The sequence below is a fragment of the Ralstonia psammae genome (genome assembly GCF_958405935.1).
In the GTDB taxonomy this organism is placed as follows: domain Bacteria; phylum Pseudomonadota; class Gammaproteobacteria; order Burkholderiales; family Burkholderiaceae; genus Ralstonia; species Ralstonia psammae.
In genome coordinates, this window is record NZ_CATZBU010000002.1 from 75321 (window position 1) to 100649 (window position 25329).

The 25329-nt window shown below is 64.8% G+C and carries 24 protein-coding genes; 5 read left to right on the forward strand and 19 right to left on the reverse strand.

Features of this window, described 5'->3' with window-relative positions; translation table 11 throughout:
- Positions 1-223 precede the first annotated feature (223 nt).
- From R2N16_RS03985 to R2N16_RS04025, 9 genes are all read right to left on the reverse strand, one after another.
- A complete protein-coding gene (locus tag R2N16_RS03985; protein ID WP_316664277.1) occupies positions 224-583 on the reverse strand; it encodes a chitin-binding domain-containing protein in 360 nt (119 codons plus the stop codon).
- A gap of 213 nt (positions 584-796) precedes the next feature.
- A complete protein-coding gene (locus R2N16_RS03990; protein ID WP_316664278.1) occupies positions 797-1612 on the reverse strand; it encodes a M55 family metallopeptidase in 816 nt (271 codons plus the stop codon).
- Between the two features lie 9 nt (positions 1613-1621).
- On the reverse strand, positions 1622-2659 hold the full coding sequence (locus tag R2N16_RS03995; protein ID WP_316664279.1) for a DmpA family aminopeptidase: 1038 nt from the start codon (positions 2657-2659) through the stop codon (positions 1622-1624).
- 10 nt (positions 2660-2669) lie between these two features.
- Positions 2670-3569, reverse strand: coding sequence for a glutathione ABC transporter permease GsiD (gene gsiD, locus R2N16_RS04000; RefSeq protein ID WP_316664280.1), 900 nt, complete (start codon positions 3567-3569; stop codon positions 2670-2672).
- Positions 3570-3579: 10 nt separating this feature from the next.
- Complete coding sequence (gene gsiC, locus R2N16_RS04005; RefSeq protein ID WP_316664281.1) at positions 3580-4503, reverse strand: glutathione ABC transporter permease GsiC; 924 nt, start codon at positions 4501-4503, stop codon at positions 3580-3582.
- Between the two features lie 70 nt (positions 4504-4573).
- On the reverse strand, positions 4574-6139 hold the full coding sequence (gsiB, locus tag R2N16_RS04010; RefSeq protein WP_316664282.1) for a glutathione ABC transporter substrate-binding protein GsiB: 1566 nt from the start codon (positions 6137-6139) through the stop codon (positions 4574-4576).
- A 50-nt stretch (positions 6140-6189) separates the two neighbouring features.
- The gene (locus R2N16_RS04015; protein WP_316664283.1) at positions 6190-8079 is read right to left on the reverse strand and encodes a dipeptide ABC transporter ATP-binding protein; all 1890 of its coding nucleotides are present in this window, start codon (positions 8077-8079) and stop codon (positions 6190-6192) included.
- A gap of 33 nt (positions 8080-8112) precedes the next feature.
- Positions 8113-9075 carry an isoaspartyl peptidase/L-asparaginase family protein gene (locus R2N16_RS04020; RefSeq protein WP_316664284.1) on the reverse strand — a complete coding sequence of 321 codons (963 nt, stop codon included), beginning with the start codon at positions 9073-9075 and terminating at the stop codon, positions 8113-8115.
- Between the two features lie 17 nt (positions 9076-9092).
- Complete coding sequence (locus R2N16_RS04025; protein WP_316664285.1) at positions 9093-10082, reverse strand: MurR/RpiR family transcriptional regulator; 990 nt, start codon at positions 10080-10082, stop codon at positions 9093-9095.
- Between the two features lie 240 nt (positions 10083-10322).
- Between R2N16_RS04025 and R2N16_RS04030 the strand changes: the two genes are divergently transcribed.
- The gene (locus R2N16_RS04030) at positions 10323-12260 is read left to right on the forward strand and encodes an ATP-binding cassette domain-containing protein (protein WP_316664286.1); all 1938 of its coding nucleotides are present in this window, start codon (positions 10323-10325) and stop codon (positions 12258-12260) included.
- A 31-nt stretch (positions 12261-12291) separates the two neighbouring features.
- Entirely contained in the window at positions 12292-13398 is a 1107-nt protein-coding gene (locus tag R2N16_RS04035) for a CaiB/BaiF CoA transferase family protein (RefSeq protein WP_316664287.1), read from the forward strand.
- On the opposite strand, the gene R2N16_RS04040 is transcribed toward R2N16_RS04035, so the two are convergent.
- The 4 genes from R2N16_RS04040 to alr all read right to left on the reverse strand — a co-directional run bounded on the left by R2N16_RS04040 (position 13381) and on the right by alr (position 17069).
- The gene (locus R2N16_RS04040) at positions 13381-13899 is read right to left on the reverse strand and encodes a 2-thiouracil desulfurase family protein (protein ID WP_316664288.1); all 519 of its coding nucleotides are present in this window, start codon (positions 13897-13899) and stop codon (positions 13381-13383) included. The genes R2N16_RS04035 and R2N16_RS04040 overlap by 18 nt on opposite strands.
- A 16-nt stretch (positions 13900-13915) precedes the next feature.
- On the reverse strand, positions 13916-14395 hold the full coding sequence (locus R2N16_RS04045) for a disulfide bond formation protein B (protein WP_024975827.1): 480 nt from the start codon (positions 14393-14395) through the stop codon (positions 13916-13918).
- Positions 14396-14505: 110 nt separating this feature from the next.
- Positions 14506-15876, reverse strand: coding sequence for a DNA repair protein RadA (radA, locus tag R2N16_RS04050; protein ID WP_316664289.1), 1371 nt, complete (start codon positions 15874-15876; stop codon positions 14506-14508).
- A 68-nt stretch (positions 15877-15944) separates the two neighbouring features.
- The gene (alr, locus tag R2N16_RS04055; protein WP_316664290.1) at positions 15945-17069 is read right to left on the reverse strand and encodes an alanine racemase; all 1125 of its coding nucleotides are present in this window, start codon (positions 17067-17069) and stop codon (positions 15945-15947) included.
- On the opposite strand from alr, the gene R2N16_RS04060 reads away from it, so the two are divergent.
- Together R2N16_RS04060 and lplT are read left to right on the forward strand one after the other, a co-directional pair.
- Positions 17056-17325 (forward strand): hypothetical protein, encoded by a 270-nt coding sequence (locus tag R2N16_RS04060; protein WP_316664291.1) that lies wholly within the window; start codon positions 17056-17058, stop codon positions 17323-17325. The genes alr and R2N16_RS04060 overlap by 14 nt on opposite strands.
- A 390-nt stretch (positions 17326-17715) precedes the next feature.
- The gene (gene lplT / locus R2N16_RS04065) at positions 17716-19032 is read left to right on the forward strand and encodes a lysophospholipid transporter LplT (RefSeq protein WP_316664836.1); all 1317 of its coding nucleotides are present in this window, start codon (positions 17716-17718) and stop codon (positions 19030-19032) included.
- 28 nt (positions 19033-19060) lie between these two features.
- Here lplT and R2N16_RS04070 read toward each other — a convergent pair whose 3' ends face one another.
- From R2N16_RS04070 to tsaB, 3 genes are read right to left on the reverse strand one after another with little or no spacing between them, the layout of a single operon-like run.
- Positions 19061-19870: a uracil-DNA glycosylase gene (locus tag R2N16_RS04070; RefSeq protein WP_316664292.1), complete on the reverse strand. Its 810-nt coding sequence runs from the start codon at positions 19868-19870 to the stop codon at positions 19061-19063.
- A complete protein-coding gene (gene rimI / locus R2N16_RS04075; protein ID WP_316664293.1) occupies positions 19867-20394 on the reverse strand; it encodes a ribosomal protein S18-alanine N-acetyltransferase in 528 nt (175 codons plus the stop codon). The genes R2N16_RS04070 and rimI overlap by 4 nt, the downstream gene beginning before the upstream one ends.
- A complete protein-coding gene (tsaB, locus tag R2N16_RS04080) occupies positions 20391-21131 on the reverse strand; it encodes a tRNA (adenosine(37)-N6)-threonylcarbamoyltransferase complex dimerization subunit type 1 TsaB (RefSeq protein ID WP_316664294.1) in 741 nt (246 codons plus the stop codon). The genes rimI and tsaB overlap by 4 nt, the downstream gene beginning before the upstream one ends.
- A 173-nt stretch (positions 21132-21304) precedes the next feature.
- On the opposite strand from tsaB, the gene R2N16_RS04085 reads away from it, so the two are divergent.
- Positions 21305-21574 (forward strand): acyl-CoA-binding protein, encoded by a 270-nt coding sequence (locus R2N16_RS04085; protein ID WP_004626591.1) that lies wholly within the window; start codon positions 21305-21307, stop codon positions 21572-21574.
- Positions 21575-21618: 44 nt separating this feature from the next.
- Here R2N16_RS04085 and R2N16_RS04090 read toward each other — a convergent pair whose 3' ends face one another.
- The 3 genes from R2N16_RS04090 to aceB form a co-directional block, all read right to left on the reverse strand.
- Positions 21619-23076: a DHA2 family efflux MFS transporter permease subunit gene (locus tag R2N16_RS04090; RefSeq protein ID WP_316664295.1), complete on the reverse strand. Its 1458-nt coding sequence runs from the start codon at positions 23074-23076 to the stop codon at positions 21619-21621.
- 84 nt (positions 23077-23160) lie between these two features.
- Positions 23161-23631, reverse strand: a complete 471-nt coding sequence (locus tag R2N16_RS04095; protein WP_232042998.1) for an SRPBCC family protein — start codon at positions 23629-23631, stop codon at positions 23161-23163.
- Positions 23632-23745: 114 nt separating this feature from the next.
- A complete protein-coding gene (aceB, locus tag R2N16_RS04100) occupies positions 23746-25326 on the reverse strand; it encodes a malate synthase A (protein ID WP_316664296.1) in 1581 nt (526 codons plus the stop codon).
- Positions 25327-25329: the final 3 nt, after the last annotated feature.

Genomic DNA, 25329 nt, shown 5'->3' on the forward strand with positions numbered 1-25329 from the left:
AGCGCCGCATTTCGGGTTCCAGACGCCGCGATTGAAGCTCAGGACCCGATGCCTGGCGATTGGAACGCCGCCCCCCTGAGCCCCAAACCCCGCAAGCCGCGTGCGGGACTCAGTGATTGCAGTTCAGAACCTCACGCGCCGGGCCTGGAACCCGGCGTTTGACGTTTGCAACGCCGCGCACCGAGTGCAACGCTCGGACAAGGCGGCGCCTGCTGCCATGGCGTTACGACTTCACCTCATCACAGGCGTCTTTCACAACGCAGATGGAAAAGCGCTTATCGAACACCTGGCCGCTCGGGCAGTGGTCGAAGACGGCCTGCGACTGGGCGTCGCACGTGGCGTAGGCGGTTGTGCAGTTCGTGCGCACGGGTTGCTTGGGGCCGCGGTTCGTACCGTCGTCGATCATGAAGCGGCCCGATGGCGCTGGGCATTTGAATTCTGCGGCGGCCTTGGCAAGCGCGGCGGCGGCCTTTTCGGCTTTCGACGTCTGGGGCGTGGGCGGGTTGATCGGGGATGGGCGGCGGTCGCAAGCCGTTAGTGCTAGCGCACACAGCAGCATGGTGAGTGTGAGTGCGCGTGTCATGGGGGCTCCTTCGGGGTTGGATATCCGAAGTTTACGCTGGGTTGGGGAGTGTGCAATGTGGTGACAGTGCATCCCCTGTTTCGCCCCCTGCGGGCCGACCTCCTTTCTTTGTCTTGCCAAGGAAAGGCAGGCAAAGAAAGGCGCCATCTGGGGCATCAACGGCCAAACCGTCGGCGCGCGCTGGCGCCGGAATGTGGTCTGACGAGGAGGCGCTCAGCGGAGCATCGCGGACATGGCGGACAGGCTGTTGAGCATGCGCACGGCGTGCTCGACGGAATCGGCCGCGAAGCGCAGCGCCGTGCCGTCTACGCGTTCCAAGGCGGGCCATTGGCAGAACAGGTCGGCCAGTGCGGGCGTGTGCGTTTGCAGGCGGCACACGATTGGGGCCTGGATGCGCAGCGGCATGCTGAAGTGCCCGCGCTGTACCGTTGCCTTCACCGCCGCGTAGATGGCGTCGCACGACTGCTCGGGTGAGAGCGATGTCCCCGCGTTCTGCCCTTCGGCCTGCTTGGTCTCGACGAACGTGGTGTGCGGCAGCAGCGGTTTCGTCTCTTTGATGAAGACATCGTCGCCGCTGGCAACGGCAACCGGCACGCCGCGCTCGCCGGCCAGGGCGCCATAGAGGCCGGCCTCGCCCAGCTCCTGTTCGTTAAACCAGACGCGCGCAAACGCGAAGCTGTTGATGGTGTGCGCGAGCACGCCGCGGCTGCCGGCACGCGCGTGGTAGCCGATCATGCAGACGGCATCGCAGCCGTCCACGCCGGCCATCATGCTCAGGTAACGCGGCTTGCCCAGTACGAAGCGCGCGCGGCGGTCGATGGAATCGGGGATGAGGTTGCGGAAACCTCCGTGCGAATCGTTGACGAGCACGTCTGTGGCGCCACCGTCGAACGCGCCGCGTACGGCGGCGTCGGCTTCGGCGGTCATCCAGCGGCGGGCGCGTTCGTATTCGCCGTTGCCGGCGCGCGTCTGCTCGGGGTGGAACACGTTGGCCACGCCTTCGATGTCGGCTGAGATCAGGATTCGCATGAGGTCAGGTCAGATCAATTCGGTCAGTGCGCGACGCGTGTTGCCGTCGCGGCCGGTGACGGCTGCTGCGCGGAACAGCGCGTGCACGATGGCTTGCTCGACGCTGTCGGCGGCGGCCTGGAACAGCGGGTCGAGATGCGATTCGTGCGTCATGGCAACGGCCGGCATGGCCCGTGCTCCTTCATGCGGCACGGTGTAGGCAGTGGAGAACGCCAGCGCGATGTCGCCGCTGCCATGGCCAAAAACGGAGCCCGTGCGTGCCAGGCCTGCGCCTGCGCGCAAGGCAAGGCGGCGTAACTGGCGGGCGTCCAGCGGCGCGTCGGTGGCGAGCAGCATGATGATCGAGCCCTTCTCCGGTTCCGGTGTCGGTGCCGGTCTGCCGGCGGCCAGCGCTTTCGCCAGTTCTGCACCGACGTTGCGCCCCGCAAGCGTCAGGTTCTCCGTCACACCAAAGTTGGACAGCACCAGCACGCCGACCGTGCGTTGCGTGCCATCGGCGAGCGTCACCACGCGCGAGGCGGAACCAATGCCACCCTTCACGCCAAACGACGACATCCCCCGCCCTGCACCGACGGCGCCTTGCTCGAACGTCTCGGCTGCCGCCGCGTAGGCCGCGTCGTAGTGAACGTCCTGCACGGCAAACGCCTGCAGGTCGTTCAGGTAGCCGTCATTGCATTCGAAGACGAGCGGATTGACGGTGGACCATGCGCGGCCGATCTGCGGGTTGGCCGCAACGGCCTGGCGGATCTGCGCTTGCGCCATGGCGCCCACGGCAAACGTGTTGGACAGCGCAATCGGCGTTTCCAGCACGCCCAGCTCCTCCACCTGCACCAGGCCGATGCTCTTGCCGAAGCCGTTGAGCACCACGCTGGCGGCCGGCACCTTGTCGAGGAACGGGTCGCCGGCATGCGGACGCACCACGGTCACGCCGGTCTGGATGGCACCGCCTGCGAGCGTGGCGTGGCCCACGGTCACGCCGGCTACGTCGGTGATGCTGTTGCGTGTGCCTGCTGGCAGCGCGCCGATGTGCGGAAGGCTCAGAGACATGCGAACAGACTCAGCGGCGGTCGATCTTCGGGTCCAGCGCGTCGCGCAGGCCGTCGCCCAGCAGGTTGAACGCCAGCACGGTCAGGAAGATGGCCAGGCTCGGGAAGATGGCCACGTGCGGCGCCGTCACCATGTCGGCACGGGCTTCGTTGAGCATCGCACCCCACTCCGGCGTGGGCGGCTGCGCGCCCAGGCCCAGGAACGAGAGGCTGGCGGCGGTGATGATCGAGGTGCCGATCCGCATCGAGAAATACACGACGATGGACGAAATCGTGCCCGGCAGAATGTGCCGCATGATGATCGTCCAGTCCGATGCGCCAATGCTGCGCGCGGCTTCCACATAGGTCAGGTGCTTGAGCATGAGCGTGTTGCCGCGCACCAGCCGCGCAAACGCCGGAATGCTGAACACCGCCACGGCAAAGATCACGTTGATCATGCCGTTGCCCAGGATGGCCACGATGCCGATGGCCAGCAGGATGCCCGGGAAGGCGAACAGCACGTCAGAGATGCGCATGACGATGCGGTCCCACCAGCCTTCGTAGTAGCCGGCCAGCAGGCCGAGCATGGTCCCCACGATGGCGCCGATGATGACGGACACGAAGCCCGCTTCCAGCGAGATGCGCGTGCCCATCAGGATGCGGCTGAAGATGTCGCGGCCCAGCGAATCGACGCCGAACCAGTGCTGCGCCGACGGCCCGGCATTGAGCGCGTCGTAGTCGAAATAGTTCTCCGGATCGAACGGCACGATGTGCGGTGCGAGGATGGCGATCACCGCCAGCGCGATCACGAACACACCGGCGCCCATCGCCAGATGCTGCTTGCGGAACTTGCGCCAGAACTCCGTCCACGGCGTGCGGACGGGTTCGGTAGCGGTTTGCGGCGTGACCGCCGGGCTTGCGGCTTGTGTCATGGCGGTCTCCTTACTTCTTGTAGCGGATGGTCGGGTTGATCACGGTGTACAGGATGTCCACCACGAGATTGATCAGGATGAACTCCAGCGAGAACAGCAACACCTCGGCCTGGATGACGGGGTAATCGCGCATCTCCACCGCATCCACCAGCAGGCGACCGAGGCCCGGCCAGTTGAATACTTTCTCCACCACGATCGAGCCGCCCAGCAGGAAGCCGAACTGCAGGCCCATCATCGTCACCACCGGGATCATCGCGTTGCGCAGGCAATGCTTGATGACCACCACCGTCTCGCGCACCCCCTTGGCACGGGCGGTACGCACGAAATCCTCCTGCAGCACTTCCACAAAGGATGCACGCGTGAAGCGCGCCATCACGGCGGCCACCGCAGCGCCCAGCGTGAGCGAAGGCAGAATGTAGTGCTTCCAGCTATCGGCACCGATGGCCGGGAGCCAACCGAGCTGCACCGAGAACACCTCCATGAGCAGCATACCCAGCGCGAACGCGGGGAACGAGATGCCGGACACGGCGAGCGTCATGCCCAGGCGGTCCGGCCACTTGTTGCGCCATACGGCAGACGTAATGCCGATCACCATGCCGAAGATCACCGCCCACACCATGCTGGCAATCGTCAGGTTGAGCGTGGGCCAGAAGCGCTCGCCAATCTCTTCGCTCACCGGTCGCTTGGTGCGGATCGAGTTGCCGAACTCGCCGCGCAGCGCGTTGGCGAAAAAGCGCACGAACTGCTCGTGCATCGGCTTATCGAGCCCGAGGTCGGCGCGGACCAGCTCGACGGTGGCCGGGTCCGCTTCGGGTCCGGCAGCCAGTCGTGCCGGGTCGCCCGGCAACAGGTGCACGAACAGGAACACCAGCACTGCCACGATCAGCAGTGTCGGGATCACGCCCAGCACACGTTTAAAGAAGTAGTTCAGCATGGCAAATCCACCGCAGGCGGCAATTCAATGGCCCGCGCAGGCGCTGCGCGGGCCGGTACGGCAATGAGACTTATTGCTTGATGTCGATGTCGTCGAAGCTGAACGAGCCATCCGGCGCCACGTAGGCACCCGACAGACGCTTCGAACGCGCGTAGACGATCTTCTCCGTCACCAGGAAGGCCCACGGTGCGTCTTCCCAGATGCGCTTCTGTGCGTCGGTGTAGAGCTTCGACTTCTCGGCGCGATCGGTCGTGCGCAGTGCGCCGGCGATGTCGGCATCGACCTGTTCGTTCTTGTAGTACGCGGTGTTGAACGACTTGGGCGGCATGGCTTCCGACGCCAGCAGCGGACGCAGTGCCCAATCCGATTCACCCGTCGACGACGACCAGCCTGCGTAGTACATGCGCACGCCGGCATCTTCGGGCTTCGGCACGCTTTCCACGCGCTCAACGCGCTGGCCGGCTTCCAGCGCCAGCACCGACGTCTTGATGCCGACCTGGGCCAGTTGCTGCTGCACGAACTGGATGATCTTCTGCGCCGTCGTGTGGTTGTAGGCCGACCACAGTTGCGTCTCGAAGCCGTTCGGGTAACCCGCTTCCGCCAGCAGCTCTTTCGCCTTGGCCGGGTTGTACGGCCACGGGCCGAGCTTGACGGCGTAGTCAACGCCCGGGGGCACCACACCTTCGGCCGGCACGGCGTAACCCGCAAACGCCACCTTGGTCAGTGCATCCTTATTGATGGCGTAGTTGATGGCCTGACGCACCTTGGGGTTGTCGAAGGGCTTCACCTTGGTGTTGAAGCTGACATAGCGCTGAATGATCGACGGCGCGGCAATCAGGTCAACCTTCGGGCTGCCCTTGAGCACGGCAGCCTGCTCGAACGGAATCGTGAACGCGAAATCAGCTTCGCCCGTTTGCATGATGGTGGCGCGCGTGTTGTTGTCGACCACGGGCTTCCAGGTAATGGTGTCGATCTTCGGCAGGCCGTGCTTCCAGTAGCCGTCGAATTTCTTGCCCTTCAGGTAGTCGGTCTGCTTCCACTCGACGAATTCGAACGGGCCCGTGCCAACCGGGTGGAAGGCAATGTCCTTGCCGTACTTCTTGAGCGCCGTGGGCGAAATCATGGCCGCCGACGGGTGGGCCAGCACGTTGATGAACGGCGAGAACGGCTCCTTGAGCGTCACGCGCGCGGTGTACGGATCGACCACGTCGGTCTTGGCCACGCGGTTGAACAGCACAAAACGCTTGAGCTTGTTGGCCGGGTCCGTCACGCGGTCCAGGTTGGCCTTGACGGCGTTGGCGTCAAACGTGCTGCCATCGTGGAACTTCACACCCTTGTGGAGCTTGAACGTATAGACCAGTCCGTCCTTGCTGACTTCGTAGCTGTCGCACAGCACGTTGACCAGCTTCATGTCCTTGTCGAAGCCGAACAGGCCTTGATAGAACGACTTGGTGGCGCTGAACGACAGCGTGTCGTTGGCGTCGTACGGGTCCATCGTGGTGAAGGTCGAGTAGACCGCCATCACAGCGTCCTTGGCGGCAAAGGCCGGCATGGTGAACGCCGCCAAGGCCAAGCCGCTGGCAACCATGGCTGCGCGCGGGGCCCAAGTAAGCCGATGCGAGAATCGATTGAACATGTCCTTCCTCCTCAAAGAAGTTTTTGGCTTCACTACGTTCTTCATTGCTTTCAATACGCGCCGCCAATCGAATGGCGGGCAACAAAGTGGTCTGGCGCCACTTGCACCAACGGCTGCACCACCGGCATGTCGCCAATGGCGCGGATCGGACTGGGGATTTCGTGCGTGGAGAGTTCACGCTTCAGATGACGGCGCGCCGGGTCAGCAATCGGCACGGCAGACATCAGCTTCTTGGTGTAGGGGTGCTGCGGGTTTTCGAAGATTGCGCGGCGCGGGCCGATCTCGACGATCTGGCCGAGGTACATCACCGCCACGCGATGGCTGATGCGTTCCACCACCGCCATGTCGTGCGAGATGAACAGGAACGCGACGCCAAACTCCTTCTGCAAGTCGAGCATCAGGTTGACGATCTGCGCCTGAATCGACACATCCAGCGCGGAAACCGATTCATCGGCAATCACCACCTTCGGGTTCAACGCCAACGCACGCGCAATGCAGATGCGCTGGCGTTGCCCACCCGAGAACTCGTGCGGATAGCGCGATGCATGCGCGGCCTGCAGGCCCACCTTGTCGAGCAGCCATTCCACGCGTTGCTGCGCCTCTTTGCCGGAGGCCACCTTGTGCACCAGCAGCGGCTCCATGATGGAGTAGCCGACCGGCACGCGCGGGTCCAGCGAGGCGAATGGGTCCTGGAAGATGAACTGGATATTCCGGCGCAGCGTCTGGAGCGCGTGCCCCTTCAACTCGCCGATGTTCTGGCCTGCAAATTCGATGCTGCCGCTCTGGCTATCCACCAGACGCAAGAGCGACCGTCCCGTCGTCGACTTGCCGCAGCCCGATTCGCCGACCAGCGCCAGCGTCTCACCAGGGTAGAGATCAAAACTGACCTGCTCCACCGCATGCACCCGGCGCGTGACGCGGCCAAAGATGCCCGTGGGCACGTCAAAGCGCGTGACGAGATCACGCACGCGCAAGATGGGTTGCATGTCGTGCGACGCAGCCGGTTGCGGTGTCGTATCCACCGCGGCGGCCGTGCCATCCACGCGCAAGAGCGGAAAACGCGCCGGGCCATCGGTGCCCTGCATCGAGCCCAGGCGCGGCACCGCCGACAGCAGCGCACGCGTATAGGGATGCGCCGGTTGCGCAAACACGGTAGCCGACGGGCCCTCTTCCACACGGTCGCCCTTGTACATGACGAGCACGCGGTCGGCCACTTCGGCCACCACGCCCATATCGTGCGTGATGAACACCACGGCCATGTGCAGCTCCTGCTGCAGCGCGCGGATCAGTTGCAGGATTTCCGCCTGGATGGTCACGTCCAGCGCAGTGGTCGGCTCATCCGCGATCAGCAGCGACGGACGGCACGACAGCGCCATCGCAATCATCACGCGCTGGCGCATTCCGCCCGACAGTTGATGCGGATAGCGATCGAGCACGCGGCGCGCTTCGGGAATGCGCACCAGCTCCAGCATGCGCAGGGCCTCGGCCTTGGCCGCGCTGGGCGATTTGTGCTGGTGCAGGCGGATCGATTCGGCAATCTGCTCGCCCACGGTAAAGACCGGGTTGAGCGAGGTCATCGGCTCCTGGAAGATCATCGCGATGTCGGCGCCGCGCACGCTGCGCATGGCCGCCTGGCTGGCGTTGGCCAAGTCCAGCACCTCGCCATTGCGGCGGCGCAGATGCATCTGCCCGCCGACGATCTTGCCGCCGCCATGCTCCACCAGCCGCATCAGCGCCAGCGACGTGACCGACTTGCCCGAACCCGATTCGCCCACCACGGCCAGCGTCTCGCCCCGGTCCACATGGAACGACAGATTGCGCACCGCATCCACCACGCGCTCGGACGTGGCAAAGCGCACGCTCAGGTCTTGCACCTGCACGATGCGCTGATCGGGCAGTGCAATGACGCTGTTGGCACTGGACTGTTTGGTTGCTGTCACGACAAATCTCCTGCTGTCCTGCTTGGCTGCTTCTTACCGATAGATCGACACAACGGGCGCTTGCGCGCCGCGTGCGAAGCCGCGGTACATCCCTTCTGTGTTGAACGGCAAGGCGACGTTGCCCTGCGCGTCCACGGCAATCAGGCCGCCGCGGCCGTTGATAGCCATCAGCTTGCGCATGACCACGTCGTCGCTTGCATCAGCCAGAGACTTGCCGGCGTATTCCATCTGCGCGGCCACGTCGTAGGCGGCCACGGCCCGGATGAACATCTCGCCCGTGCCGGTGCACGACACCGCCGCAACGTCGTTCGCAAAACAACCCGCGCCAACGATGGGCGTATCGCCCACGCGGCCGACCTTCTTGTTGGTGACGCCGCCCGTGGAGGTGGCCGCCGCCAGACGCCCTTGCGCGTCGCATGCCACGGCGCCCACGGTGCCGAACTTGTTGTCCGGGTCGATGGGTGCAACTTCCCTGGCCACGAGCGACGCGGCATCGTGATCGAGCAGCGCCATGCCGTCCTGCTGGCGGGCGCGCTGCCATTGGGCGTAGCGCGCTTCGGTGTAGTAGTAGTCCGGCTCGACAAACTCCAGCCCCTGCGCCTGCGCGAAAGCCTCGGCGCCTTCGGAGGTGAACAGCACGTGTTCGCTGCGCTCCATCACGGCACGGGCCGCGAGGATCGGATTGCGCAGGCGCTTGACACAGGTGACGGCACCGGCGGCCAGCGTGGCGCCATCCATGATCGACGCGTCGAGTTCGTACGTGCCGGCGCTGGTGAGCACCGCGCCCTTGCCGGCGTTGAACAGTGGACACTCTTCGAGCAAGCGCACGGCTTCGGTCACGGCATCGAGGGCGCTACCGCCTTCCACGAGGATGCGTTGCCCTGCGGCCAGGATGTCGTTGAGCGCCTGCTGGTAAGCGGCTTCCTTATCGGCGCTCATCGCCGTGCGGGTGATGGTGCCGGCGCCGCCGTGGATGGCGAGGATGGGCGTAGTCATGCGTGGCTCGATGTAAATCAGTTTTCAGCGGTGCGTTTGCGGCCGCGTCGGGGGGGCGTCGGTGTGCCTGTGGCGCCCGCCGCGTCATTGGTGCGCGGCACTTGGCTGGTATGCAGCCACGGCAGCACGAATTCAGTCAGGCGCTCGGCCGATTCCAGCGAATGCGCCGAGCGATGCGCCACCGCGCCGCAGAGCGCTTCGAAAAGCGCCACAGCAGCCGTGTCAGATGTCGCCGAGAACTGGCGCTCCGGCCGCGCATACAACGCAATGTCGGCCAGCGGCGCGAGCGGCGACGTGGGGCTGTCGGTCAGTGCCAACAGTTGGCAGCCTTGCTTGCCCGCCTGTTTGGCCAGCGTGATGGTGTCCGCCGCATAGCGCGGAAATGCGATGGCGATCAGCAGATCCTTCGGCCCGATCTTGCGCAACTGGCGCGCCGCATCCGATGCGCCGCCCGGCTGCGAAACGGAGATCACCGTGTCGCAGTACAGATCCAGTCCATGGCGCAGCAGGCCCGCCAGGTAGCCGCTGGCGCCAAAGCCCATCACGTAGATGCGCTGTGCGCACAGGATGGCGTCTACCGCGCGTTCGCAAGCTGCGGCATCGAGCATGCGGCGCGTGGCATCCAGGTTGGCGATGTCTTCGTTGAGCGAGGCGGCAAAGATCTCCGCACTGGTGGCCGGGCGCGCCAGCTCATGGCGCAATTTTTCTACCGGTGCGAGCGTCGCCTCGAAGCCGCGCAGCAGCCCGGCGCGGAACTGCGGATAGCCGTCAAAGCCCAGCGCCAGCGCAAAGCGGTTGGCCGTGGCAATCGACATGTCCACCGCGGCGGCAAACTCGTCGATGCGCATGGTGGCGGCGCGGAACGGGTTCGCCAGCACGTATTGCGCCATGCGCTGGTGCGCAGGCGTGAGCGTGGCAAGGGCCGCTCCTATGCGCTCGGAAACGGTCGCATCGGCGGCAAATGCGCCTTTCGACACATCCGTACGCTTGCTGGTGGATTTCGCCATGTTCCTGGGCCGTGAAAATTTTGTGTAAATGTATTTTCATGAACCGGCCATGTAAAGAAAAAAACTTTCACGATGACCTATGGTTTTCCCTAGGTCGAAAGCCCGCGCACGGATTGCGGGCGAGCACGGCCTCGTCACGGTGCAATGCACCAGTCCGAACATCCACGGCGCGCCAGGATCGTGCGACGCAGCACGCTACAATCGCACCCTTCTCCGATTTGCCTTCAAGCGCAGTTTTTCGTGATCCGATTCGACGACCTCGTCCTCCAGCGCGGCACCAAGGTGCTGTTCGACCACGCCACCGCCACCCTCAACCCCGGTGAACGGGTCGGCCTTGTCGGCGTGAACGGCAGCGGCAAATCCACACTGTTCTCCATGCTGCGCGGCGAATTGCACGCCGACGGCGGCGAAGTCGCCATCCCGCCCACCTGGCAGGTTGCCCACGTGGCACAGGAAACGCCTGCCGTTGATCGCAGCGCGCTCGACTACACGCTCGACGGCGACACCCGCCTGCGCGACATCGAACGCCGCCTCGCTGCCGCCGAAGCCGCGCACGACGGTCACGCCCAGGCCGAAGCCCATACCGCGTTTGCCGATGCCGACGGCTACACCGCGCCGGCGCGTGCGCAGGCGCTGCTGCTCGGCCTCGGTTTCACGATGGCGCAGACCACACAACCGGTGGCGAGCTTCTCCGGGGGCTGGCGCATGCGCCTGAATCTGGCCCAGGCGCTGATGTGCCCGTCCGACCTGCTGCTGCTCGATGAGCCCACCAACCACCTGGACCTCGACGCCGTGGTCTGGCTGGAAGACTGGCTGTCGCGCTACGCCGGCACGCTGGTGATGATTTCGCACGACCGCGAATTCCTCGACGGCGTGTGCAACGTCACGCTGCATATCGAGCACCAGAAGCTCAAGCGCTACGGCGGCAATTACACGCAGTTCGAGACGCAGCGCCTGCAGCAGATGGCACTGCAGGAGGCGTCGTACGCGCGCCAGCAGAAGCAGATCGCGCACCTCGAATCGTTCATCACGCGCTTCAAGGCCAAGGCCAGCAAGGCCAAGCAGGCGCAGAGCCGCGTCAAGGCGCTCGAGCGCATGGAGCGCCTCGCGCCCGTGCACGCGGCGGCGGGCTTCTCGTTTGAATTCCGCGAACCCGATGCCGCGCCCAACCCGATGCTCACCTTTGAAGGCGTCGATTGCGGCTATCCCGGCCCAAGCGTTGATCAGCCCATCACCATCCTCAAACACCTGACGTTCTCGATCCAGACCGGCCAGCGCATCGGGCTGCTGGGTGCCAACGGCCAAGGCAAGTCGACGCTGGTGAAAACGCTTGCCGAAACGCTGGCGCCGCTGTCCGGCACGATCCGCCGCGGCAAGGGCCTGCAGATCGGCTACTTCGCCCAGCACCAATTGGAAACGCTGGACGACCACGCGTCGCCGCTGCTGCATCTGGCGCGCCTGGCACCCGACGTACGTGAGCAGGAGCTGCGCGATTTTCTCGGCAGCTTCAACTTCCGCGGCGACATGGCAACCTCCCCCATCGAGCCGTTCTCCGGGGGCGAGAAGGCACGCCTGGCGCTCGCCCTGATCGTTTGGCAACGCCCCAACCTGCTGCTGCTCGATGAGCCGACCAACCACCTGGATCTCGACACGCGTGAAGCGCTGACGATGGCGCTGGCCCAGTTCGACGGCACGCTGATCCTCGTCTCGCACGACCGGCACCTGCTGCGCGCCACGACCGACCAGTTCCTGCTCGTCGGCCAAGGCACCGTCGCCCCGTTTGACGGCGACCTGGACGACTACCGCGACTGGCTGCTCAAGCAAGCCGCTGCCAAGCGTGCCGCCGCCAGCGCGCCGGCAGCTCCGGCCGATGGGGATGGCGCGCCGGCCGTCAATCGGCGTGACCAGAAGCGCGAAGAGGCCGAGCAGCGCCAGCGCCTGAACGCGCTGCGCCGCCCGCTGCAGAAGAACGTCGACGCCATCGAAAAGCGCATGGCGCCGCTGCAGAAGGAAAAGTCGGACATCGAAGCCTTCCTCGCCGATGGCGCCGCGTATGAAGAGGCCAACAAGACACGCATGATGGAAAGCCTGCGCCGCCAGGCCGAACTCAACGCCGAACTTGACGCGCTGGAAGAACGCTGGCTCGAACTGCACGAACAACTCGAACACATCAATTAAGGCCGGCGCGTCCGGCCAAGGAGACCTGTCGATGACATCGTCCTCGCCGGACACCGCCACGCACCCGCCACTGGCCGGCGTGCGCGTGCTCGACCTCACGCGACTGCTTCCCGGCCCGGCCGCCACGCGCCACCTGGCCGACCTCGGCGCAGAAGTCATCAAGATCGAAGACCCGGGCCCCGGCGACTATGCCCGCGACATGATGCGCTCCTGCGCCGATCGCGCGGCCGAACGACCGAGCCTGTTCTTCCGCTCGCTCAATCGCGGCAAGACCGAAATGCGGCTCGACCTGAAACGCGCCGAAGACCGCGAAGCCCTCATCGAACTCGTTCGCCACGCCGATGTGCTGATCGAAAGCTTCCGCCCTGGCGTCATGGCGCGCCTCGGTGTCGGCTGGGACACGCTGCGCGCGGCCAACCCCGCGCTCGTCATGTGTTCCATCAGCGGCTACGGCCAGGACGGACCGCTCGCGCAAGCCGCCGGCCACGACATCAACTACGTCGGCTATGCGGGCATGCTCGATCAGCTCGCCAGCGCGGACGGCACGCCCATCGTCCCCAACGTGCAGATCGGCGACCTGCTGGGCGGTGCGCTCACGGCGGTGGTCGGCATCCTGGCCGCGCTGGTCGACGCGCGCGCCACCGGCCACGGCCGCTACGTCGACGTATCGATGACGGACTCGGTGTTCGCGCACAACCTCATGGCGTTCTTTGCGGTCGGCACACGCGGCAAGGCCAGCCCCGCCGGCACCGATCTACTCAACGGCGGTGTGCCGTGCTACGGCGTGTACCGCACGGCGGACGATCGCTTCATGGCCGTCGGCGCACTCGAACTGAAGTTCTGGCAGGTCATGTGCGAAGTCATCGGCAAGCCCGAATGGAAAGACAGGCACTGGGCACTCGGCCAGCGCGTCGGTGGCGAGGAGGCACGCGCCATCCGCGACGAGCTTGCCGCGCTGTTCCTCACCGCGACGCAAGCCGAATGGACCGCGCGTTTTGCCGATGCCGATTGCTGTGTCACGCCCGTGCTGCGCATGGAAGAAGCGCTGCAGCATCCGCTCTTTGTCGAGCGCAACAGCGTAGTCCAGGAAAACGGCGAGCCCGTGCAGCTGGCCCTGCCGCTACGGTTTGCCGATTGACGAATCGGCGCGGTCCAGCGCATCGAGCAAGCGCCCAGCGTCTTCCAACTGCTGCTGGCTGAACACGCGGATGCCGTGCTGGCGCAGCAGCGCCGCGGTCACACCCTCGCCGGGCTGGAGTTGGCTGGAAAACGTTCCATCGTAGAGAAACGTAGAACCGCAGGACGGACTGCGCTCGGTGAGCACGGCGACTTGCACGCCGGCCGCCTGCGCCGCCTCCAGGGCGCGTTGCGCGCCCTGCACAAACGCTTCGGTGACATCGTGGCCGTGGTGCTCGACGACACGGGCTACGCCGCGCAACACGGCCGCACCACCACCTTCGCCGTGAATTTCCGCGGGCAGACGCGGGACCGGCAAACCGCCGGCCATCTCGGGGCAGATCGGCACGATGCGCCCTTCCATCTGCCAGCGCGCCAGGATCCCGCCTTCAGTGACCACCGTGCCGCCGTCATAGCGCACCGGTTGGCCCAGCAGGCAGGCACTCACCAGCACGCGTTGCATGATCTGTGGCTCCGGCTCAGCGGCGCTCGCGGCGGATCATCCCCACCACCAGCGTCAGCGACAGAATCACCAGCCAGATCAGCGACCACACCGGCACCGACAGGCCCAGCACCGGCGGCATCGGCCCCACGCACAACCCATCGGCTTCGAACACCTGCGGCAACCATTTGGCAGTGGGCAGCGCGTTGACCCAGTTTTCGATCGGGTCGATGCCGCACGTTGCCTTCGGGTTCAGCAGCAGCGATACGTGATACCCCGCCACGCACAGGCCGGCCAGCCCCGACAGCATCCCCAGCCCGTGCCACAGCAGCCGCGTGGCCGACGACAACGCCGCCAGCAGCGAGAACACGCCGATGCCCAGGAACGCGAACCGCTGCAGGATGCACAGCGGGCACGGCTGCAGGCCCTCGACGTGCTGCAGGTACAGCGCATAACCGACCACCCCGAAGGAGATCACGGCAATCAGCAGGAAAAAGGCGCGCGAGTTGGCTTGCATGGCGGCGTCAGTTCAGAGGAGTCGTGGAGAAAAGTTGGCGGATTATCGCACCGCAGCGGCACGCCCATTTTCAAATGGCGCCAGCGATACCGTTGCAAGATTTTGAACAATCAAGCTTCCAGTGCCCGCACCCGGTCGATGGCCTGCTCAATGCGTTCGACGGCAATCACCTCGAGCCCGTCGATGGACTGCTTGGGCGCATTCGATTTCGGGATCACGGCAATCGAGAAGCCCAGCTTGGCAGCTTCCTTCAAACGCTCCTGGCCGCGCGGCGTCGGGCGGATTTCCCCTGCCAGGCCGATCTCGCCAAACACCACCAGCCCACGCGGCAGCGCCTTGTTGCGCATCGACGAATGTATCGCCAGCAGCACCGCCAGATCCGCCGCCGGCTCGGTAATCTTCACCCCGCCCACAGCGTTCAGGAATACGTCCTGGTCAAAGCACGCAATACCGGCATGACGGTGCAGCACCGCCAGCAACATCGCCAGCCGGTTCTGCTCCAGGCCCACCGCCAGGCGACGCGGGTTCGGCACGTTCGCCGTATCTACCAGCGCCTGGATTTCCACCAGCAGCGGCCGTGTGCCCTCCTGGGTCACCAGCACGCACGACCCGGGCACCACCTGCTCGTGCTGCGAGAGAAACAGCGCCGACGGATTTGCCACGCCGCGCAGGCCACGTTCCGTCATCGCAAACACGCCCAGTTCGTTGACGGCGCCAAAACGGTTCTTGAACGCGCGCACCAGCCGGTAGGCGGAATGCGTATCGCCCTCGAAATACAGCACCGTGTCGACGATGTGTTCCAGCACACGCGGGCCCGCCAGCGCACCTTCCTTGGTCACATGGCCAACCAGGATGGTCGTCACATCCAGCCGCTTGGCAATGCGCGTAAGTTGCGCCGCGCATTCGCGCACCTGCGCCACGGAGCCCGGCGCCGATGTCAGCGCCTCGGAATACAGTGTCTGAATCGAATCGATGACGACCACCTCGGGCTTTTCCACCTCGATGGTCGCCTGGATGCGCTCAAGCTGGATCTCGGCCAGCAACGCTAGGTTTGGACTCTCGACGCCCAGGCGGCGCGCACGGAGTGCAATCTGCGACCCGGACTCCTCGCCGCTCACGTACAACACTCGCCGATCCGTCGACAGGTTCGAAAGCGCCTGCAGCAACAGCGTCGATTTGCCGATCCCCGGATCGCCGCCGATGAGCACCACGCCGCCGCTCACCAAGCCACCGCCCAGCACGCGGTCAAATTCGTCGATGCCGCTGGAGAAGCGCGGCACATCCACCGCGTCGATGTCGGACAGCTTGCGCACCGTCGCGCTCGATGCCAGCGACTGGAAGCGCGCGCCGGCGCCGGACGTCGGCTGTGCGACAGTCTCCACCAGCGTGTTCCACTGCTGGCAATTCGGGCACTGCCCCGCCCATTTCGGCGCCGTGCCCCCGCACTCGGTGCACGTATAGACCGTCTTGCTCTTGGCCAAACAACCCCCTGCTTACGGCGCCGCGCATGGGCGGCCGCCGCTTGGTCTTTGTATTTACGGTGCCGCGCTCAAGCGGCCTTGCCCAGGTCGCTGGCGTCTGCCGTACTGACTGGTTCAACCGATACCGGCACGCGCGGCGCAAGTGCGCACATCAGCTCATAACCCACCGTGCCGGAGGCCTGTGCGACGTCGTCGATCGGCAGGCCCTCGCCCCAGAGCGTGACGGGCGTGCCGACGCGCGCCTCGGGCACGCCGGTCAGGTCCACGGTAATCATGTCCATCGACACGCGGCCCACGATGTGCGTACGCACGCCGTCCACCAGCACCGGCGTATGGTTGCCGTCCCAGCCCGGCGCATGACGCGGGTATCCATCGGCATAACCACACGCGACGATGCCGATGCGCATCGGCTGCTCCACGGTAAAGCGCGAGCCGTAACCGATCGTGGCGCCCGGCTGCAGATCCTGAATGGCAATCAGCTCGCTCTTGAGCGACATGGCCGGCATCAGGCCGGTGCCGTCAATGTCCGCCGCCACCCCCGTGGGCGATGCGCCGTACATGATCACGCCCGGGCGCACCCAGTCGCGATGCGCTTTCGGATGCCACAGCGTGGCCGCGGAGTTGGAAAGCGACGCCTCGCCGGGCAAACCCTGCGTAGCCTGCTCAAACGCGGTGTACTGATGCTCAATGCCGCGCGGGCCGTCGGCATCAGAAAAATGTGTCATGTGGACGATCGTGCCGACGCCCGAAATGGTGCGTGCGCGCTCCCATACGGTGCGGTATACGGCGGGCGCAAAGCCCAGGCGGCTCATGCCCGTATTGATCTTGAGCTGCACACTGATGGGACCTTTCAGGCGGGCCAGTTCCAGCATGCGCAGTTGCTCTTCGCAGTGGACGGTGGTGGTCAGGCGGTACTGCTCAACGATGGCCAGATCTTCCGGCTTGAAAAAACCTTCGAGCAAGAGAACCGGCCCCTGCCAGCCGAGCTGGCGCAGGCGGACGGCCTCGTCCAGGTCGAGCAGACCGAAACCATCGGTCTGGCGCAGACCTTCATACACGCGTTCGATGCCGTGGCCGTACGCGTTTGCTTTGACGACAGCCCACACGCGCGAGTTGGGCGCATGGCGGCGGGCAACCTGGAGATTATTGGCAAGTGCTGGGCCGTGGATAACGGCCTGGATGGGTCTTGGCATAACGGCAAACCTGCAAAACGTGAATGCGATGGCGCGCTCGTGGCGCGGCGTCGGTGCTGCAATGCAACAAGCAAATAGGCTGTGCGGGGCCGGTGCGCCCGGCCTCACGCGGCGAGCGTTCTATTTGACCACAGGACGCCAACTGGTTCGCGCCTGTCATCAGCGTGCCAAAAAAGAAAGTGCGCCGCCGTCACCGGAAGCGCACAAGTTTCATGATATAAAGCCGTTCAATTTAGGCATGGGAAAACAGTTGTGATGCGCTGTCGGCATGAGGAAAGTTGGGCACCAGCCACTTCTTTTTGCACGGTGGCGTCACATCCGGTTTAACCATGCAAACAGGCGAGACCAAAACAAGCTGCGGGCGGAACGCATGGCCCGAACGCCTGTCAGTGAAGATTCCCGCGGTTGCCCGGCGATGCGTGTCTTGCAGCACCGAACGGGCCCCGTCCACGGGAACCACAACTAGGGGAGCCCGCGCGGGCGCTGGTTTCAATGCCGCCACCGCGCACCTGTGCGCTGTGCGGCCAGTCAGCCGACGCACCGCTTGGCCGGCACCCCAGGGGGGCGCTTTCCGAGTGCCGGCACGCTGCCGGCAGGTCGTGAAGACGAACATGGCACCGCGGTCTACGGGGACGAATTCGAAGGTATGAAGAAGGGCTTTTACACCATCATGGCGGCGCAGTTTTTTTCGTCGCTCGCCGACAATGCGCTGCTCATTGCCGCCATCGCCCTTCTGACAGAGATGCATGCGCCGCAGTGGATGACCCCGCTGCTCAAGTTGTTCTTCGTGCTCTCTTACGTTCTACTTGCTGCCTTCGTGGGCGCGTTTGCCGATTCCCGGCCCAAGGGCAAGGTGATGCTCATCACCAATGCCATCAAGCTGATTGGCTGTGGCGTGATGCTGACCGGACTGCATCCGTTGCTCGCCTATGGTGTGGTCGGCTTCGGTGCGGCAGCGTATTCGCCAGCCAAGTACGGCATCCTCACCGAATTGCTTCCTCCCGAAAAACTTGTCGCCGCCAATGGGTGGATCGAAGGCCTGACCGTCGGGTCGATCATCCTGGGCACCGTGCTGGGCGGGGCGTTGATCTCCAACCATGTGTCGGCATGGCTGCTGTCATTCGACGTTCCTGGGCTGGAGCGCATCGACACGCCGGCCGAAGCGGCCATGCTGGTGATCATGGTGATCTACCTGATCGCGGCGCTGTTCAACACGCGCATTCCCGATACCGGCGCACGCTATCCGCAGCAGGAAAAGAATCCGGTACGTCTCATTTCGGAGTTTGCCGACTGCTTCAATGCCCTGTGGCACGACAGGCTGGGCCAGATCTCGCTGGCGGTGACGACGTTGTTCTGGGGCGCCGGCGCCACGCTGCAATTCATCGTACTGAAGTGGGCCGAGCAATCGCTCGAGCTGAACCTCTCGCAGGGCGCCATTCTGCAGGCCGTGGTGGCCGTGGGTGTGGCCGCCGGTGCCATGGCCGCCGCCGTGAAGATCCCGCTGCGCCGCTCGCTCGACGTGCTGCCGGTGGGCGTGGCGATGGGCGCGGTCGTGATGCTGATGGCGTTCTACACCAAGCACACGATTCCCGAAATCACGTTCCACATCGGCGAGATGAAGTTGCCGCTGTACATGATGATCGCCTACCTGTTCCTGATGATCGTGGGCGCCATGTCGGGCTTCTTCGTGGTGCCGATGAACGCGCTGCTGCAGCACCGTGGGCACGTGTTGCTCTCTGCCGGCCACTCGATTGCCGTGCAGAACTTCAACGAGAACGTCTCGGTGCTGCTGATGCTGTGCCTGTACGCGCTGCTCATCAAGCTCAACGTGTCGGTGAGCGTGGTGATCGTGTCGTTCGGCATCTTCGTCTGCCTGACGATGGCGCTGGTCATGCGCCGGCATCGCATCAACGAAAAGCTGTTCCACACCGCCGCGCTCATCGGCGAAGACAAGCACCACTAACGCAGTGCCCGCCGCGGCCGGCCGGCAGTTACTGGCCGCCGCGCTCCGCGTAGATCTTGCGCGCCAGGCAGAGGTCTTCCCATGCGCGCGCCTTGTCAGTAAGCGTACGCAGCAGGTAGGCCGGGTGATAGGTCACCACCACGGGCACGCCTTCCACCTCATGCACCTTGCCGCGCAGTTTGCCGACAGGCGTCTGCGTCTGCAGCAGGTTCTGCGCGGCAATGCGGCCCAGCACGACGATGATGCGCGGCTTGACGAGTGCAATCTGACGCTTGAGATACGGATCGCACATCGCCGCTTCGTCCGGCTCAGGATCCCGATTGCCGGGCGGGCGGCATTTGAGCACGTTGGCAATGAACACGCCCCTCTCGCGCGACAGGCCGATCGATCGCAGCATGCTGTCGAGCAGCTTGCCGGCCTGACCGACGAAGGGCTCGCCCTGCTTGTCCTCCTGCTCACCGGGCGCCTCGCCGATCAGCATCCATTCAGCCTGACGATCGCCAACGCCGAAAACGGTGTTCGTGCGGCGCTCGCACAACTTGCACGACGTGCAGTCGGATACGGCGGCTTCGAGCTGCGCCCAGTCGAACGCAGCGATGCGCTGGGCGCGCGGGCCGGCCGTGTCCGACGGCACATCCATGACCACCGGCTCGACACGCGCGGCCACAGCCTCCACAGCCAGAGGCTGTGCAGCGACAAACGTAGTGGCGTCAACCTCCACGGCGACCGGCTCGGCGACGGCGACCTCAACGGCGTCAAAGGAAGCCGGCTCTGCCCCGCGCAATGTCCATTCGGTCGAAACGCCCAGCGCTTCGAGCATTCGGGATCGACGATTCATGCTGCCTCCACCCCGCTCGCTTCACACACCATGCGCATGACGAGCGCATCTTCGCGCGTGTTGTTTTCGGCCGGGTAATAGCGCTTGCGCCGACCGATCTCGGCAAACCCGACACGGTGATACAGCGCAATCGCGCCAGTATTGGATGGGCGCACTTCGAGCAGCAGGCTGCCGAAGCCATGCGCCAACGTGAGCGCCGCGGCCAGGCGCAGCAGCCAGTGGCCTAGCCCTTGCCGCTGCCACGCCGGCGCAACGGTCACGTTGAGCAGGTGCATTTCATCGACCACCGGCATGAGGATCAGGTAGCCCGCGACTTCGTTGCCACCGTCACGCAAGACAATGCCGAGGTGGCCGAACTTGAGCGAATCCTCGAAGTTGCCGCGCGACCAGGGAAACGTGAATGCCGCCTGCTCGATCGCCGCAACGCCGGCCAGATCGAGTGCCGTCATGCGCTCGGCGCGCCAGCCCGCAGGCAACGGCGCTTGCGTGATGACGCGGGCGAGCGCGCTCTCGATCAGGCTCATGGCTGAGCACCTGCAGCAGCGGCCTTGGCGTGCTGCACCGCCTGTCGCTCTTCAATGGTCAGCGCGACTTTGTCACGCACATAGAGCGGCGCCGCGTCTTCGGGTCGCACCGTATGGCCGGCTGCCAAAAGGCGCAGACCCACTGCGATGATCTCTCGTGCGTGCGGCGCGACTTCGGGCAAGACGGCGTCGGCGCCTGCAGCCATGCTCAACTGATCGCCGAACACTGCCACCGCATTGCCCGCCAACCAATAGGGCTGCGTCGGCGCGGTCACGCTCTGCGGCCCGCTCACCTGAATGGCGGAAAGCGCGTGCCAGCCCGAGGCATCCTGCGCCACATTGGCGGGCACGAAGCTGGCCCAGTAGCACTCGTCCATGCGGGCATCGAGGGCGATGGTCACGGCTGTGCCGGCCGGCAACGTTGCGCGCGTCTGTTCCGCGCACGCCACCAGCGAGTTAACCGGCACGACAGGCAGATCGGCACCGAAGGCCAAACCCTGCGCCACGCCGCACGCCGTGCGCAGGCCGGTGAACGAACCGGGGCCTGCGCCAAAGGCAATCGCCGCGCAATCGGCCAGGGCGATGCCCGCCTCGGCCAGCAATTCGGAAGCCGCCGGCAGCACGCGGCTACTGGAGCGCGGGCCGGTGTGTTCATGGCGGAACAGCGTGCGCGTGCCGTCACCAAGGGCGACGGAACAGAACTCGGTGGAGGTATCGAAAGCAAGAATCCAGGGCATGGCGGCATTGTACCGGCTGGTGTGGCGCCTGAATGCGCAAACCCATGGCCGCCCGCTGGGAAACCGAGCAGAAAATTGGGCAGAAAACCGAAGCCATCCTCGAATTCAAACGGCCCGGCCGTACAACCCCGGCGCTATCATCGCCTGACCATTGTTTTCAGCCGGGAATCATCATGAGCGACCTGCAAGCCCGTTTCGACCAAGCCCAAATCGACGTCAAGGGGCTCTCCGAGCGCCCCGCCAACATGACGCTGCTGCGCCTGTACGCTCTGTACAAGCAAGGCGCTGAAGGTGACGCGCACGGCGACAAGCCGGGCTTTACCGACATCGTCGGCCGCTACAAGTTTGAGGCTTGGGAAGGCCTGAAGGGCACGTCTCAGGACGAAGCCAAGCAAAAGTACATCGACCTCGTCGAAGAGCTGAAGAGCGGCGCGACGACCTGATCGTCGGATCGCCATGCGAAGAACCGGGCCCTGCGCCCGGTTTTTTATTGCGCAGCGGGCACGGCGGACGGCAGCTCTCGCCGGCGCATGCGCCACGCGGCCAGCACGGCCAGCGCGCACAGCGTGCCAAGAAAGATGAACGTCTCGTCGAACGCCAGGATACGTGCCTCGGGGTCGACCGTCGGACCATGCACGGTTTCGATACCACGCATGGCAAGCCGCCATTGCAGGAAGATGCCCGTGGCCGAGACGCCGATCGCCCCACCCAATTGGCGCAGGAAATTGATGGCGCTGGAGCCTTGCGGGATCAAGGTGAAATCGACGCCGCGCATGGCGCCCAGGCTCAGCGACGGCAGCACAAAACCCAGCCCCACCCGCCCGATGATGGCGATGGCGATCAGCAGCAGATAGCTCGTTGCCCGGGTATTGGTCGCCATCAGGAAGAACGAGAGCGCCAGCGCTGCCAGCCCGAACGACACCAGCCGGAATGGCTCGATGCGATTGGTCAGCCGTCCGGCCAGCATGATCGTCACGGCCAGCACCAGCCCCGCGGGCAAGAGCACCAGCCCGGCGCGCGACGGCGCGTACGCCAGCGCCACCTGCATATACACCGGCACCAGGTACGTCGAGCCGTACAGCCCTGCCCCGTAGATGAAGGCCACCACCGCCCCCATCGCAAACTGTCGGTAGCTGAAGAGCCGCAGGTCCAGCAATGGCGACTCCACCCGCCGCTGCCAGAACACGAAGCCCGCCACACACACGGCCGACACAAGCATCAGCACGATGCCGTGCGTCGCATCGCTATGCAGCGCGACCAGGCCGTTGAGCAGCGTGACCGTCGCACCGCCAATCAGCAGCAGGCCGCGCCAATCGAGCGGTTTGGGCTCGCCCGCCATGGACGAGTTGACAGCCATGAAGCGCCGCGCCATTGCCCAGCCAATCAGCGTGAACGGCATCACCACAAAGAAGATCGAGCGCCAGCCGAACAACTCCACCAGGAAACCACCCACACTCGGGCCCACGGCCGGCGCCAGCACGACGCCAAAGCCGAACAGACCGAACGCCTTGCCCTGCTCCCGTTCGGGAAACACGCGCAGGATCAGGATGTTGGGCAGCGGCTGCATGATGCCGGCCGCCATGCCCTCCACGACCCGCATGGCGATCATCACTTCGTAATTGGGCGACAGGCCGCCCGCCAGGCCACCCACGCCCAGCAGCAGCAACGCGCCAATGAACGTGCGCCGCAGCCCGAAGCGCAGCAGCAGCCAGGGCGTGAGCAGCATCGACAAGGTCATCGCCACCATGAAGCTGGCCGAAACCCACTGCGCGCGTTCCTGCCCGAGCACGAAATGGCGGCTCAGGTCGGGAATCGCCACGTTGACGATGGTGGCCGAGATGACCGACGACACCGCCCCCACCATCAGCGTAAAGAGAACGAGCCACTTGAAGCGCTCGCCGTAACGCGCGCGCAGGGCCTCCAGGGTGGGCGTGAATGTCGTCATGGTCTCGTTGTAGTGATGTGTGAGACGACCAAGGGAGAGCAAACCCGGCCGGCGCCTCCTCCAGCGCCGGTCGGGCGGAACACGTCAGCCGAGCCGGCCGGTGGCGGCAATTTCGCGAATGCGGCGCACGGTGTCGATGTCGGATTCACGGTAGGCGGATTTGACGATCTCGGCGTAGCGCGTGTCGCCCGTTTCATCGGCGTTGGGCAGCGTGGTGTCGTAGACGAAGCGGATGAACGCGGCGTTGGCCTCGTTGCTCTCGATCGTCATGGTCAGCGACCCGCCGGCGTGTTCACCAGTGGCTGCGGTGGTGTAGGTCACGCGCTTGTGCGGCTCGAGCGTCACGCGATCCTGGATGCGCGCCTTGCCAAACACGAGTTCGCGCTCGACCCAGCCGTCGCCTTCGGCAGTGATGATGCATTCGTCCAGGCTTTCGACAAATTCGGTCTGCTCGCGCACGCGCAGTACCAGGCCTTGCCAGATCTGGTTCAGGGTCAGCGTATCGATGAGGGGGTTCAGTGGATCATTGACTTCCACCAGGTGTTCAAAACGCAAAGCGGCCTCCGCAAGATTTCTCGACATTATCGCGCGGCTTGGCGAGCCTTGCGCCAAATGAAAAACGCCGGCGGGTTTCCCCAGCCGGCGTTTCCCTTGCGACCCAAGCGTCGCTTAGATTTCTTCGTAGAGCGGCAGCGTGAGGAATTCTGCAAAGTCCTCCGACGTGGACATCTGCTCGAAGATTTCTGCAGCACGGTCAAAGTGGCCCACCGCGCCCGTCTCCTTCACCTTGGCCAATTCTTCCGGAATCAGCTTGCGCACGAGTTCGGCCGTGACCTTCGTACCGTCCTCGAGCTTGCCCTTGGGCGAGCGGATCCACTGCCACACCTGCGAGCGCGAAATTTCCGCCGTGGCGGCATCTTCCATCAGGTTGTGGATGGGCACGCAGCCGTTGCCGGCCAGCCAGGCACCCAGGTAGTGAATGCCGACGTTGATGTTCATGCGCAGGCCGGCTTCGGTGATCGGCGTTTCCGGCTGGAAGTTCAGCAGGTCCGCGGCGGTCACGTTGACGTCGGGGCGCTGCTTGTCGAACTGGTTCAGCTTGTCGCCCAGCACCGCCACGAATTCCTTCATGGCCGGCTCGACCAGGCCCGGGTGGGCCACCCAGCCGCCGTCGTAGCCGTCAGTCGCGTCGCGCTTCTTGTCGCCGATGATGCCGGCCATGGCGATGGCGTTCTTCTCCGGATCGTTCTTGATCGGAATCAGCGCGCTCATGCCGCCGATGGCGGGCGCGCCGCGCTTGTGGCAAGTCTTGAGCAGCAGCAGCGCGTAGGCGCGCATGAACGGTGCCGTCATCGTCACCTTGGCGCGATCGGCCAGGCAGAAGTTCTTGTCGACCTTGAACTTCTTGATGCACGAGAAGATGTAGTCCCAGCGGCCGGCGTTCAGGCCTGCGCTGTGCTCACGCAGTTCGTACAGGATTTCTTCCATCTCGAACGCAGCGAGGATGGTTTCGATCAGCACGGTGGCCTTGATGGTGCCTTGCGGCAGGCCGATCTCGTTCTGTGCCATCACAAAGATGTCGTTCCACAGACGCGCTTCCAGATGGCTTTCCATCTTCGGCAGGTAGAAGAACGGACCGGCGCCGCGGGCAATCTGCTCCTTGGCGTTGTGGAACAGGAACAGCGCGAAGTCGAAGATGCCGCCGGACACGCGCTCGCCGTCGATCAGCACATGCTTCTCGTCCAGATGCCAGCCGCGCGGACGCACTTGCAGCGTGGCGATCTTGTCGTTGAGCTTGTAGGTCTTGCCGTTCTGCTCAAGCGTGAGCGTGCGGCGGATGGCGGCCTTCAGGTTGACCTGACCCTGGATCTGGTTGTGCCAGCTGGGCGAGTTCGAATCCTCGAAGTCGGTCATGTAGCTGTCCGCGCCCGAGTTGAACGCGTTGATGACCATCTTGGCATCGACCGGGCCGGTAATTTCAACACGGCGGCAATGCAGTGCTTGCGGGATCGGGGCGACCTTCCAGTCGCCCTCACGAACGGCCTTCGTCTCTGCCAGGAAATCCGGGCGCTCGCCAGCGTCCAGGCGCTTGGCGCGCTCGACGCGGGCCGCCAGCAGCTCTTTACGACGCGGCTGGAAGGCACGGTGCAGCTTGGCGACCAGCGCCAGTGCTTCGGGGGTCAGAATGTCTTCATAGGCCGGCAGGATCTCGGCCTTGATCTCCATGCCTTGGGGCAGCGTGAGCGCCATGGT

Coding starts and splice junctions, on each gene's coding strand:
- R2N16_RS03990 (WP_316664278.1), bottom strand. CDS start 1,612: ATGCGAATCCTGATCTCAGCCGACATCGAAGGCGTGGCCAACGTGTTC.
- R2N16_RS04090 (WP_316664295.1), bottom strand. CDS start 23,076: ATGACGACATTCACGCCCACCCTGGAGGCCCTGCGCGCGCGTTACGGC.
- R2N16_RS03985 (WP_316664277.1), bottom strand. CDS start 583: ATGACACGCGCACTCACACTCACCATGCTGCTGTGTGCGCTAGCACTA.
- alr (WP_316664290.1), bottom strand. CDS start 17,069: ATGCCAAGACCCATCCAGGCCGTTATCCACGGCCCAGCACTTGCCAAT.
- lplT (WP_316664836.1), top strand. CDS start 17,716: ATGAAGAAGGGCTTTTACACCATCATGGCGGCGCAGTTTTTTTCGTCG.
- R2N16_RS04025 (WP_316664285.1), bottom strand. CDS start 10,082: ATGGCGAAATCCACCAGCAAGCGTACGGATGTGTCGAAAGGCGCATTT.
- R2N16_RS04040 (WP_316664288.1), bottom strand. CDS start 13,899: ATGCAACGCGTGCTGGTGAGTGCCTGCCTGCTGGGCCAACCGGTGCGC.
- gsiD (WP_316664280.1), bottom strand. CDS start 3,569: ATGACACAAGCCGCAAGCCCGGCGGTCACGCCGCAAACCGCTACCGAA.
- R2N16_RS04035 (WP_316664287.1), top strand. CDS start 12,292: ATGACATCGTCCTCGCCGGACACCGCCACGCACCCGCCACTGGCCGGC.
- R2N16_RS04060 (WP_316664291.1), top strand. CDS start 17,056: ATGGGTCTTGGCATAACGGCAAACCTGCAAAACGTGAATGCGATGGCG.
- R2N16_RS04045 (WP_024975827.1), bottom strand. CDS start 14,395: ATGCAAGCCAACTCGCGCGCCTTTTTCCTGCTGATTGCCGTGATCTCC.
- R2N16_RS04085 (WP_004626591.1), top strand. CDS start 21,305: ATGAGCGACCTGCAAGCCCGTTTCGACCAAGCCCAAATCGACGTCAAG.
- R2N16_RS04020 (WP_316664284.1), bottom strand. CDS start 9,075: ATGACTACGCCCATCCTCGCCATCCACGGCGGCGCCGGCACCATCACC.
- tsaB (WP_316664294.1), bottom strand. CDS start 21,131: ATGCCCTGGATTCTTGCTTTCGATACCTCCACCGAGTTCTGTTCCGTC.
- R2N16_RS04070 (WP_316664292.1), bottom strand. CDS start 19,870: ATGAATCGTCGATCCCGAATGCTCGAAGCGCTGGGCGTTTCGACCGAA.
- gsiC (WP_316664281.1), bottom strand. CDS start 4,503: ATGCTGAACTACTTCTTTAAACGTGTGCTGGGCGTGATCCCGACACTG.
- gsiB (WP_316664282.1), bottom strand. CDS start 6,139: ATGTTCAATCGATTCTCGCATCGGCTTACTTGGGCCCCGCGCGCAGCC.
- rimI (WP_316664293.1), bottom strand. CDS start 20,394: ATGAGCCTGATCGAGAGCGCGCTCGCCCGCGTCATCACGCAAGCGCCG.
- aceB (WP_316664296.1), bottom strand. CDS start 25,326: ATGGCGCTCACGCTGCCCCAAGGCATGGAGATCAAGGCCGAGATCCTG.
- R2N16_RS03995 (WP_316664279.1), bottom strand. CDS start 2,659: ATGTCTCTGAGCCTTCCGCACATCGGCGCGCTGCCAGCAGGCACACGC.